The organism is Mixta sp. (assembly GCF_024610815.1).
GTDB lineage: Bacteria > Pseudomonadota > Gammaproteobacteria > Enterobacterales > Enterobacteriaceae > Mixta > Mixta calida.
Genome location: NZ_JANION010000156.1, coordinates 1 through 11,287 on the forward strand (window position 1 = coordinate 1; position 11,287 = coordinate 11,287).

At 57.0% G+C, this 11,287-nt stretch carries 11 protein-coding genes; 4 read left to right on the forward strand and 7 right to left on the reverse strand.

The annotated features are described in order from the left end of the window. From MYY08_RS11745 to MYY08_RS11755, 3 genes are all read right to left on the reverse strand, one after another. Nucleotides 1-535: hypothetical protein (locus MYY08_RS11745; protein ID WP_288014328.1), on the reverse strand; the 535-nt coding region annotated here is incomplete at its 3' end. Between the two features lie 498 nt (nucleotides 536-1,033). Beyond that, nucleotides 1,034-1,876, reverse strand: a complete 843-nt coding sequence (locus MYY08_RS11750; RefSeq protein WP_038629588.1) for a 23S rRNA (adenine(2030)-N(6))-methyltransferase RlmJ — start codon at nucleotides 1,874-1,876, stop codon at nucleotides 1,034-1,036. A 112-nt stretch (nucleotides 1,877-1,988) separates the two neighbouring features. Further along, on the reverse strand, nucleotides 1,989-2,804 hold the full coding sequence (locus MYY08_RS11755; RefSeq protein WP_038629590.1) for a CPBP family intramembrane glutamic endopeptidase: 816 nt from the start codon (nucleotides 2,802-2,804) through the stop codon (nucleotides 1,989-1,991). A 178-nt stretch (nucleotides 2,805-2,982) separates the two neighbouring features. On the opposite strand from MYY08_RS11755, the gene prlC reads away from it, so the two are divergent. Both prlC and rsmJ read left to right on the forward strand, forming a co-directional pair. After that, entirely contained in the window at nucleotides 2,983-5,025 is a 2,043-nt protein-coding gene (prlC, locus tag MYY08_RS11760; protein WP_038629593.1) for an oligopeptidase A, read from the forward strand. 8 nt (nucleotides 5,026-5,033) lie between these two features. Next, nucleotides 5,034-5,786 (forward strand): 16S rRNA (guanine(1516)-N(2))-methyltransferase RsmJ, encoded by a 753-nt coding sequence (gene rsmJ / locus MYY08_RS11765; RefSeq protein WP_038629596.1) that lies wholly within the window; start codon nucleotides 5,034-5,036, stop codon nucleotides 5,784-5,786. Nucleotides 5,787-6,321: 535 nt separating this feature from the next. On the opposite strand, the gene uspA is transcribed toward rsmJ, so the two are convergent. Continuing rightward, nucleotides 6,322-6,759, reverse strand: a complete 438-nt coding sequence (gene uspA, locus MYY08_RS11770; protein ID WP_038629600.1) for a universal stress protein UspA — start codon at nucleotides 6,757-6,759, stop codon at nucleotides 6,322-6,324. A 320-nt stretch (nucleotides 6,760-7,079) separates the two neighbouring features. Here uspA and uspB point away from each other — a divergent pair, with 320 nt between their 5' ends. Beyond that, nucleotides 7,080-7,415: a universal stress protein UspB gene (gene uspB / locus MYY08_RS11775; protein ID WP_038629601.1), complete on the forward strand. Its 336-nt coding sequence runs from the start codon at nucleotides 7,080-7,082 to the stop codon at nucleotides 7,413-7,415. A 73-nt stretch (nucleotides 7,416-7,488) separates the two neighbouring features. Here uspB and pitA read toward each other — a convergent pair whose 3' ends face one another. After that, complete coding sequence (gene pitA, locus MYY08_RS11780; RefSeq protein WP_190296377.1) at nucleotides 7,489-8,988, reverse strand: inorganic phosphate transporter PitA; 1,500 nt, start codon at nucleotides 8,986-8,988, stop codon at nucleotides 7,489-7,491. Nucleotides 8,989-9,229: 241 nt separating this feature from the next. Here pitA and MYY08_RS11785 point away from each other — a divergent pair, with 241 nt between their 5' ends. Further along, nucleotides 9,230-10,414 (forward strand): BaiN/RdsA family NAD(P)/FAD-dependent oxidoreductase, encoded by a 1,185-nt coding sequence (locus MYY08_RS11785; protein WP_038629602.1) that lies wholly within the window; start codon nucleotides 9,230-9,232, stop codon nucleotides 10,412-10,414. A gap of 27 nt (nucleotides 10,415-10,441) precedes the next feature. Here the strand turns inward: MYY08_RS11785 and MYY08_RS11790 are convergent, their stop codons facing one another. Next, a complete protein-coding gene (locus MYY08_RS11790) occupies nucleotides 10,442-10,618 on the reverse strand; it encodes a hypothetical protein (protein ID WP_156462411.1) in 177 nt (58 codons plus the stop codon). Between the two features lie 66 nt (nucleotides 10,619-10,684). Next, a partial coding sequence (locus tag MYY08_RS11795; protein ID WP_288014332.1) for a winged helix-turn-helix domain-containing protein occupies nucleotides 10,685-11,287 on the reverse strand: 603 nt, incomplete at its 5' end.

Consider the following 11,287-nt stretch of genomic DNA (forward strand, 5'->3'; position numbering starts at 1 on the left):
GTAAACGTTCTGCGCTTTCTTTTGCGGGGGCTACAAGCCCGTGAACTTTCATAAGGAAAAGTGCGGTGGTCGTGCCGTGTATGACATATCTTCTCGTTATTGCGCTTAATTTAAAACCATACGCTGCCGCTGCAACCACAGCAACCGTTAGCGCCTTACCATTTATCTGGCCTGCCGATACGCGAATGCCAGCTTTAAATAACGCATCCCTGATTCTTAATATTTGCTCTTCTTTTTTATTTTTGAATACTAGCTCAAAATATATTTCAATCATTTTATAAACAGCATTGCGGTCTGTTACTATTTGCATCAGACCGAGATAAAAGCGTTTATCATCCTCTTGTATCTGCCTACACACATCTTGATAATCTTCAAAAAAGCAAGATGTAAGAAAGGTTATCCGCTGTGCTGCTGCACGTAGATCTTTAGCGTCGTTGACCACTTCGTTTCTAATCGACGCTACGGCTTTTTCAAGTCGTAGCGCCAGCTGGCGGTCTGACTCACTCTTCAGCGCTGATATATCCGTGTAACTCATAGTAGCAACGTCCTTGTTAAAAGCTAATACTTAATTATACATTCATATGTGCTTCCCTGATTAAACAGAAGGAATATGTTAGTTGACACGTAGGGCTATAAATTTTGCCGGTGGATAAACATTCTCCCCATGCTGAATAAATTTGCGATATTCGCCGCGCGTCATCGCGTCATCGCGTCATCGCGTCAGTGGCACCGGCAATTCCTTCCTGCCCTACCGGCGACGGCATGTAGTACCAGCGCGTCGCCACTGCATACCGTCTCGAAGATCGAGGCAGACATAAAGCAGTACGCATATTCTCGTGAGCCGCTGGAGTGAAGGCGTATATGCGCCTTTCGCTGGTGGGATTCGGCATTTGACCGGCGCGGAAGATCCAACAATCCGGAGATTTCAGAAAGTTGGCCTTCCGAATGAAGTCACGGCAGGCGTTCCACATCATCGCGCCGATGTACTTAGCGTGTTCTATGCGACACTCAGGCGTTGAAGAAAAACCGTCCCTTACTCTGGAACGATCCAGTTAACGCTGGTATGACCGGTGCCTGCGGGCACCAGTACGCGATGCAGCCATGGCAGCACATTCTGCATCTGCTGCTCCAGCTTCCACGGCGGGTTAATCACAATCATGCCGGAACCGGTCATGCCGAAACGGTCGCTGTCCGGGCGCACCGCCAGCTCGATTTGCAGAATACGACGAATGCCGGTGGCTTCCAGCTCATGAATCATGCGCTTAATCTGCTGACGCAACACCACCGGATACCAGAGCGCGAACACGCCGGTGCTGAAACGGCGATAGCCTTCCTGAATCCCTTTCACCACCGCCTGATAATCGCTTTTCATCTCATAAGGCGGATCGATCAGAATCAGGCCGCGACGCGACGGCGGCGGCAGCTTCGCTTTCAACTGCTGATAACCGTCGGCGCGCGCCAGACGCGCGCGGCTATCCTTCTGAAACTCGCTGCGCAACAGCGGGAAATCGCTCGAATGCAGCTCCGTCAGCTCCAGCTTATCGTCTTCACGCAACAGATGGCGGGCGATCAGCGGCGAGCCGGGATAATAGCGCAGGGTCGGGCCGTGATTCAGCGCCTTCACACAGCTGATATAAGGCGCCAGCTCCTCCGGCAAATCCTCCTGCTGCCAGACGCGGGCGATGCCTTCCAGATACTCACCGGTGCGCTCCGCATGCTCGCCGCTCAGCTGATAACGGCCAGCGCCAGCGTGCGTATCCAGATAAAGAAAAGGTTTATCCTTCTCTTTCAACGCGGTGATGATCAGGCTTTGAACGGTGTGCTTCAGCACATCGGCGTGGTTGCCAGCGTGAAAACTGTGACGGTAACTAAGCATATCTACAATATATCCGGTGATGCCTGATGAAATGAGGCCGGGGCGGAAACGCCCCGGCGGAAATTGACGCTAGTATAGCCGGACGCCGACTAAATTACTCGGATCTGTGCGGCTAGCGTTGCAGCACCGGATAAGTGAACAACAGCAGATGGGTCAGATTAAAGGCGAAATGCACCAGCGTCGCGACCCATAGCCTGCCGCTCCACTGCCAGGCCAGCCCATACAACAGCCCCGCCAGCGTAGCGAAAAAAATCAGCAGCGGGCCGCCCGCGAAATGCGCCAGGCCAAACACCAGCGCGGCGACCAACAGCGCGGGCCATGCACCGAATCGTTGACGCAGCCGCTGTTGCAGCCAGGCGCGGAACAGCGCCTCTTCCGCCAGCGAAACGAAAAACAGATTCGCCAGAGCGAACGCGCCCAGCCACGCCGGAAAGTGCGGCTCAATGCGCAGCCCGCCCGCCAGCGTCGCCACCAATAACAGCGCGGGAATCGCGGCGATCAACAGCGGCCAGGCGAAACGCGAGCGCGGTGGGGAAGCGGGCGCCTGCACCAGCGTCGGCAAACAGGCCAGCAGAATAAAGGGCACCAGCGCCTTATCCAGATTGTAGTAAAATGTAAAGGGCGCGCTGAGCGGACCGGCCTGGGCATGAACCACGACCGGCTGATTATGAAAGCCGGGCGCGAGATGCAGCGTCAGCGCGACGGCGCCTGCCGCCAGCACCGCTTCAAACAGCGGCATCAGCCGAACGTGATGCGCATAGTGCGTGCGCAGCCAGGCGACCAGCGTCAGGCCCGCTAACAGCAGCAGACCCGGCCACAGCAGCGCCTGCTGCCAGAGCGCCAGCGCCAGCGTCGCCAGCAGCAGCGGCTTCGCCGCAGGACGGAAAAAAAGCAGCGCCAGCAGCGCCGCCGCCAGTAAGTACCACATGATGTATTCTTCCTTAAACACCAAAATTAGCAGGATAAGGAATATAACAAACGCACCGGGTTAAATCAGCATCACCAAAACGCTGCGCGCCGTAAGCCCCATTGATTTTCGGACTGCTTAGCCGCATGTTAGTGATATTGCGCCTCTGCGCGCCCACATCAACTTAAAGGACTGCGCGATGACCAATCCATTATTGACCTCGTTTACCCTTCCCCCTTTTTCCGCCATTCAGCCTGAACACGTAGTCCCTGCCGTTGAGCAGGCGCTGCAAGCGTGCCGCGACGTGGTAGAAAAAGTAGTGGCGCAGGGCGCGCCCTACACCTGGGACAACCTGTGCCAGCCGTTAGCGGAAGTAGACGATCGTCTGGGGCGTATCTTTTCGCCGGTAAGCCATCTCAACTCGGTGAAAAACAGCCCGGAACTGCGCCAGGCTTATGAACAAACGCTGCCGCTGCTTTCAGAGTACAGCACCTGGGTCGGCCAGCATGAAGGCCTCTATCAGGCATATCGCAACCTGAAAGAGGGCGAAAACTACGCGCAGCTGAGCCTCGCGCAGAAAAAAGCGGTCGATAACGCTCTGCGCGACTTCGAACTGTCCGGCATCGGTCTGCCGAAAGAAAAACAGCAGCGCTACGGTGAAATCGCCGCGCGTCTCTCTGAACTTGGCTCCACCTACAGCAACAACGTGCTGGACGCTACCATGGGCTGGAGCAAGTTAATCACCGACGAAAGCGAACTGGCCGGCATGCCGGAAAGCGCCATGGCCGCGGCGAAAGCGCAGGCGGAAGCGAAAGGGCAAGAAGGTTGGCTGTTGACGCTCGATATCCCAAGCTATCTGCCGGTTATGACCTACTGCGACAACCAGGCGCTGCGTGAAGAAATGTACCGCGCCTACTCGACGCGCGCCTCCGATCAGGGGCCGAACGCCGGAAAATGGGATAACGGCCCGATTATGGCGGAAGAACTGGCGCTGCGTCATGAGCTGGCGCAGCTGCTCGGCTTCGACTCCTACGCCCACAAATCACTGGCGACCAAAATGGCGCAAAGCCCGTCGCAGGTGATCGACTTCCTGACCGACCTGGCGCAGCGCGCTCGTCCGCAGGCGGAAAAAGAGCTGGAGCGCCTGCGCGCCTTCGCTAAACAGGAACACGGCATTGACGAACTACAGCCGTGGGATCTCACTTACTATGGCGAAAAACAGAAACAGCACCTCTACGCCATCAGCGACGAACAGCTGCGACCCTACTTCCCGGAAGAACGCGCGGTCAACGGCCTGTTCGAGGTGGTAAAACGCATTTACGGCATCAGCGCTAAAGAGCGCAAGGATGTCGACGTCTGGCATCCTGACGTGCGCTTCTTTGACCTCTACGACGAAGATGGCGAACTGCGCGGCAGCTTCTACCTCGATCTCTACGCGCGTGAAAACAAACGCGGCGGCGCCTGGATGGACGACTGCGTCGGTATGATGCGTAAAGCGGACGGCAGCCTGCAAAAACCGGTCGCCTACCTGACCTGTAACTTTAACCGTCCGGTGAACGGCAAACCGGCGCTGTTTACCCATGACGAAGTCACCACGCTGTTCCATGAGTTCGGACACGGCCTGCATCACATGCTGACGCGCGTCGACGTGCCGGGCGTTTCCGGCATCAGCGGGGTGCCGTGGGATGCGGTCGAGCTGCCGAGTCAGTTTATGGAAAACTGGTGCTGGGAGCCGGAAGCGCTGGCGTTTATCTCCGGCCATTACGAAACCGGCGAGCCGCTGCCGCAGGCGCTGCTGGATAAAATGCTGGCGGCGAAAAACTATCAGGCGGCGCTGTTTATCCTGCGTCAGCTGGAGTTCGGCCTGTTCGATTTCCGTCTGCATACCGAATTCGATCCGGCCAAAGGCGCGCAGATCCTTGAAACGCTGGCGGAAGTGAAAAAGCTGGTGGCGGTGGTGCCGAGTCCGTCCTGGGGCCGCTTCCCGCACGCCTTCAGCCATATCTTCGCTGGCGGCTACGCAGCGGGTTACTACAGCTACCTGTGGGCGGACGTGCTGGCGGCGGACGCTTACTCCCGCTTTGAGGAAGAGGGCATCTTCAACCGTGAAACCGGCCAGTCGTTCCTCGATAACATCCTGACGCGCGGCGGCGCCGAAGAACCGATGGAGCTGTTCAAACGCTTCCGCGGCCGCGAGCCGCAGCTGGATGCGATGCTGGAACACTACGGCATTAAAGGATAACGCCAGGCGTGAAAATTGGTTTAATTGATGAATCAGGCACCGGAGACGGTGCCTTATCTGTTTTAGCCGATCGCTGGGGGCTGGAACAGGATGAGCAAGCGACGATGGCGTTGGTGATGACGCCGGAGCATCTGGAGCTGCGCAAACGCGACGAGCCGAAGCTGGGCGGCATCTGGGTCGATTTCGTCGGCGGGGCGATGGCGCACCGGCGACGTTTCGGCGGCGGACGCGGCGAGGCGGTGGCGAAGGCCGTCGGCATCAAAAGCGGCTATCTGCCTGACGTGGTGGACGCCACCGCCGGGCTGGGGCGCGACGCCTTCGTGCTGGCGGCGATCGGTTGTCGGGTGCGGATGCTGGAGCGGCATCCCGTCGTGGCGGCGCTGCTGGAGGACGGCCTGCGTCGCGGCTATCAGGATGCGGAAATCGGCGGCTGGCTACAGGCGCGGCTGACGCTGCTGCACGCCTCCAGCCTGACGGCGCTGGAAGATATCGCGCCGGCGCCCGATGTGGTCTACCTCGATCCGATGTATCCGCACCGGCAGAAAAGCGCGCTGGTGAAAAAAGAGATGCGGGTGTTTCAGTCTCTGGTGGGCGCGGATATGGATGCGGACGGCCTGCTGCTGCCAGCGCGCCGTTTGGCGAAAAAGCGGGTCGTGGTGAAACGGCCCGACTATGCGCCGCCGCTGGCGGGCGTTGCCACGCAATCGGCGGTTACCACCAAAAGCCACCGTTTCGATATCTACCCGCCGCTGGCGGATTAACGGAAGCGCCAAAAGCCCACCGTTTTATCCTTACAGGCGGCTCAAAAGCCAGAAGCAGCAGAGCCGCCAAAAGCCGCACCGTTTTGTCCTTACAGGCGGCTCAAAAGCCAGAAGCAGCAGAGCCGCCCAAAGCCGCACCGTTTTGACTTACAGACAACTCAAAAGCCGGAGGCGACGGGAGCCCTGGCCGAAAGTAAAGCGTCCCGCGCCAGGGAAGGCGCGGGCCGAGCTGTCAGGGATGACATCTTGCGTCTTTACGACCGGCCAGGGCTTCCGGCGCGGGCGCAGAACGACCAGGCGCTACCCCGCCAAACGGCAGCGTCAACCGACCACCGACCACCCACTAAACACTGTCCCCAGCAGCATCCTCTGGATAACATCTTGCGTCTCTACGATAGGCCAGGGCTTCCGGCGGGGCGCGGAACAACCAGAAGCCACCCCGGTTTTCCCTAACCGCCTGTCAACCCATCCCGCAGCCAATAAAAAAGGGGCGACCTCATCGCCCCTTCTTATGATTAACGCGCCGCGTCAGACTTTACTCATCATCCTCATCGCGCAGCGGCACAATCAACATATCGATATGCACCGTATTAATCAGCTGGCGCGCCGAAGACATCAGCTTGCTCCAGAAATCCTGATGATGGCCGCACACCACCAGATCCACATCATACTTCTTGATCGCCTCAACCAGCACCTGCGCCAGATCGCCGCTGCCGCTCAGCGTCTCGCTCACCGGATAGCCCGCACCCTGCGACAGCTCCGTCAGCGCATGATGCGTTTCTTCCGATATACGCTTCTGCATATCGCCGAGATTAACGTCAATCAGACCGGTATAAAGGTCGGAATAATTCACGTCGACATGAATCAGGGAGATTTTGGCGTCGTACGGGCGCGCCAGGGAAACCGCCTTTTCGACCAGCAGTTTGCTTTCCGGTGAGAGATCAACGGCAATCAGAATATGTTTATAAGCCATGACGGTACTCCTTCCATGTGTCACATAATGTCAGTATAGCGCCAGTTATTAACAAAAGTGTCTCCGGCGCGCCTGCTTTGCGACCCGGATCAAGGAGTGTTTTACTCGCTTTTCACATCGAATGAAAACAGCGGCTGGAAAATTTTTCATCACATCTCCTACACTGAATCATAACGATCATACTCCGGTATGATGCCGCGCTTTCTTCAGTAAAAAAACAAATCAGTCCGGTTCATTAGTGGCAGGCAAGTTATCGTGGGGCGTGTGGAGCGTATTCCCGCTGCAACGCGCTGCCGCGGTCGTAAGCCGGGAGGGGGAACATGATTAGCACCGTCGCGCTTTTCTGGGCTTTATGCGTTGTCTGTTTAATCAACATGGCACGCTATTTTTCATCGCTGCGTGCGCTACTGATTGTGCTGCGCGGATGCGATCCTTTGCTCTACCAGTACGTGGACGGCGGAGGATTTTTCACCGCGCACGGCCAGCCGAGCAAACAGGTGCGGCTGGTTCGGTATATCTGGAAGCGGCACTATCTGGATCATCATGACGAAGAATTTATCCGCCGCTGCGAACGGGTACGCGGACAGTTCGTTCTTACTAGCTCGCTCTGCGCGATGGTGGCGATTAGTCTGGTAGGCCTGGCGATTTGGCACTAGAGGCGAGCTTCTGACGGCAGGAAAGGGTGGCGGGAAAAGAAAACGGGCCGGTTTTCACCGGCCCGTCGCGTCGTCAGATAAACTTCAGGGCGACCCAGTACAGGGAGCCGGAAAGCAGAATGGAGATCGGCAGTGTGAAGACCCAGGCCAGCGCGATATTCTTAATCGTGCGACTCTGAACGCCGCCGCCGTCGACCAGCATGGTGCCAGCCACCGATGACGACAAGATGTGCGTCGTGGAAACCGGCATCCCGGTATAGCTGGCGACGCCGATAGAAACGGCCGCCGTCACCTGAGCGGACATCCCCTGGCCGTAGGTCATGCCTTTCTTGCCAATTTTCTCGCCGATGGTAGTGGCGACGCGACGCCAGCCGACCATCGTGCCGAGAGAGAGCGCCAGCGCGACCGCTACGATAATCCAGACCGGCGCGTACTCAACCGTATTCAGCAGATCGCCCTTCAGCTTGCCGAGGAAGCGTTTATCTTCCGCGGAAACTTCCGGCATCTTGGCCGCTTTCTCTGCCGTATCGGAGATGCACAGCAGCAGACGACGCAGATGGCTGCGCTGCTCCACGCTAAGCGCATCGTAGCCCGACAGATTATTCAGCATCGCCTGGGTACGGTTAATCGCCATCATGGCGCGTGCGCTGTCGCAATGGAACTCATGCGGCGCGCCCGGCGCTTCTTCCGGCGTCGGCAGGGCAGGCGGCGCCAGCTGGACAATATGCTGCAGCGTGTCGCCATGCTGCTGATAATACTGCTCCAGATGGTTGACCGCATCGCGGGTGCGCGTGATGTCATAGCCGGAAGCGTTCATATTGATCACGAAACCGGCAGGCGCGACGCCGATCAGCACCAGCATGATCAAGCCAATGCCTTTCTGGCCGTCATTGGCGCCGTGCGAGTAGCTTACGCCAATAGCGGAAACGATCAGCGCGATACGCGTCCAGAACGGCGGCTTCTTCTTGCCGTCTTCTTTCTCGCGATCGGCCGGCGTCATATGAATACGACGACGTTTTTTCGTGCCGCTCCAGTAACGACGCAGCAGGAAAATCAATCCGCCCGCTACCACCAGGCCGATAATCGGCGAAAGGATCAGCGACGCGAAGATATTGATCACCTTGGGGATATTGAGCGCATCCACCACGGAGGTGCCGGTAAGCAGCGCATTGGTCAGGCCGATACCGATGATAGCGCCAATCAGCGTATGGGAGCTGGACGCAGGCAGACCAAAATACCAGGTGCCCAGGTTCCAGATAATTGCGGCGAGCAGCATGGAGAAGACCATAGCCAACCCGTGCGCCGAACCGACATTCAACAGCAGGTCGGTTGGAAGCAGATGAACAATGGCATAAGCAACGCTTAAACCACCTAACAACACACCAAAAAAGTTAAACACCCCGGCCATCACAACGGCCAGCTGCGCGCGCATCGCACGCGTATAAATCACCGTCGCTACTGCGTTAGCGGTGTCATGAAAACCGTTAATGGCTTCATAAAACAGCACGAACAGCAGAGCAAGTACTAATAACAGGCCGGTATTAAAATCGAGACCAGCAAATAGATGTAGCATAAGCGTTACGCCATTTTCGGGGACATGAACGCGGCGCATTATCAGCGACAAACCGCGCCGGGGGAAAGAAAAATATAGCTTTTTTTTGCCATAAAAGTGTAAAACGCCGGTCATCAGGCAGGAAAAATGCCAGGAAATCCGTTAGTTACATTATGTTACTTTACGGAATTTCTTGTTACGCTGGCCCGGATGTCGGCAACACATTACAATCGCGGTTTTGGCCGCCAGGCAGGAGTGAGCAGTGGAAAAGTATGACGTTATCATTATAGGCGCAGGGGCCGCCGGGCTGTTTTGCGCAGCGCAGGCCGGGCAGCGTGGCCGCCGGGTATTGCTGATTGATAACGGCAAAAAACCGGGCCGAAAAATACTGATGTCCGGCGGCGGCCGCTGCAATTTCACCAATCTCTATACCGAGCCTGCCGCCTACCTGTCGCATAACCCCCATTTCTGCAAATCAGCGCTGGCGCGCTACACGCAGTGGGACTTTATCGGCCTGGTGAACCAGTATGGCATCGCTTACCACGAAAAAACGCTGGGCCAGCTGTTCTGCGACGATTCAGCGCAGCAGATCGTCGACCTGCTGATGGCAGAATGCGAAAAGGGACAGGTCACGCTGCGTCTGCGCAGCGAAGTGATCGCGGTTAGCCGCGATGAGGCGGGCTATCGCGTACAGCTCAACGGCGCGGAAGCGCAGGCGGAAAAGCTGGTGATCGCCAGCGGCGGCCTGTCGATGCCGGGCCTGGGCGCCTCGCCGTTCGGCTATCGGCTGGCGGAGCAGTTCGGCCTGCGTATCCACCCGACGCGCGCTGCGCTGGTGCCTTTTACCCTGCACAAGCCACTGCTGGAGCAGTTACAAACCCTGTCGGGCGTATCGCTGCCGACGGTGATTGAGGCGGCCGACGGCACGCGCTTCAAAGAGGCGATGCTGTTTACGCACCGCGGCCTTTCCGGGCCGTCGGTGCTGCAAATCTCCAGCTACTGGCAGCCGGGCGAATATGTCACCATCAACCTGTCACCCGAACAGGATCTCGATGCCTTTATTAATGAGGAACGCGAGGCGCGCCCGAACCAGAGCCTGAAAAACACCCTGGCGAAGCCGCTGCCGAAACGGCTGGTAGAGGTATTGCAGGCGTTGGGCGTGGTGCCGGAAGTGACGTTAAAGCAGCTTAACGGCAAACAGCAGCGCGAGCTGACCGAAACGCTGCACCACTGGCGCATCCAGCCTAACGGCACAGAAGGCTACCGCACGGCGGAGGTGACGCTGGGCGGCGTCGACACGACCCAGCTCTCTTCAAAAACCATGGAAGCGCGCGACGTGCCGGGGCTTTATTTTATCGGCGAGGTGGTAGACGTCACCGGCTGGCTTGGCGGCTATAACTTCCAGTGGGCGTGGAGTTCCGCCTGGGCCTGCGCGCAGGCGCTGTAGAAAACATACGTCGGTCCGCGCCTCCTGTCACGTGCAGGGCAGGCCGTGGCTGGCGAAACCCTGGCGCGACGTCAGGCACAGAACAGCGCCGTCCGCTTTAACAAACGCGGCGGGGATCACCGCTTTCGAGGTGAACAGATAGTGATCTTTACTGACAGGCAGGAAAAATGTCTGCTCCCCCTGACTACGGGAAAAAGATGACAAAAAAGAGAATAAAAGCCAGCAGGCCTGCGAAAACAAGCGTTTTATATTTCATGCCCCTCTCCTTCGCTACAAGGAGGGGCAGGCAGATTCATCATGAGTCAGCGGATTTTGGCAGGAAACAAGTACAATGTTTTTCGCCGGCTGGTTGTGAACAATATAGACATAGGGATAATGTAGACAGTCAATGTAATTATGCACCATGTTATTGACTGCTTCCAGCGGCACTTTTTTCTCTTTATAAACGTACAGCTGACACTCTCCTATATCTTCCAGCTTATGGTAGTTGTTAATTGTTGTCTGAACATCGGTGTTAACCGGAAGGATGAAGAAAATAAAGAGCAACAGTAAAGCGATCGGCAATACCAGTAAACATGGCTTAAGCAGCGGAGACAGAGCACTAAACGCATCAGTCTCGCCAGGTAAACGTTTAACGGCTTCGGTTGGCTCAGGCTGTGGTGGCGATTCGTCGTCGCTGTGCACCAGAGTAATAGACTGTTCAATTTTGAACCCTTTGCGCGGCACCGTAATAACCCAGCGGCCAGCTTCAGGCTGCAGTTGATTAAGGCCGCGCCGAATAAGCGAGATATTTTGATACAGCGTATTGGGCGAAACGTTACGACCATTTTCCCCCCAGGCAAAATCATAAAGCTCTTTCTGTAAAACTATACC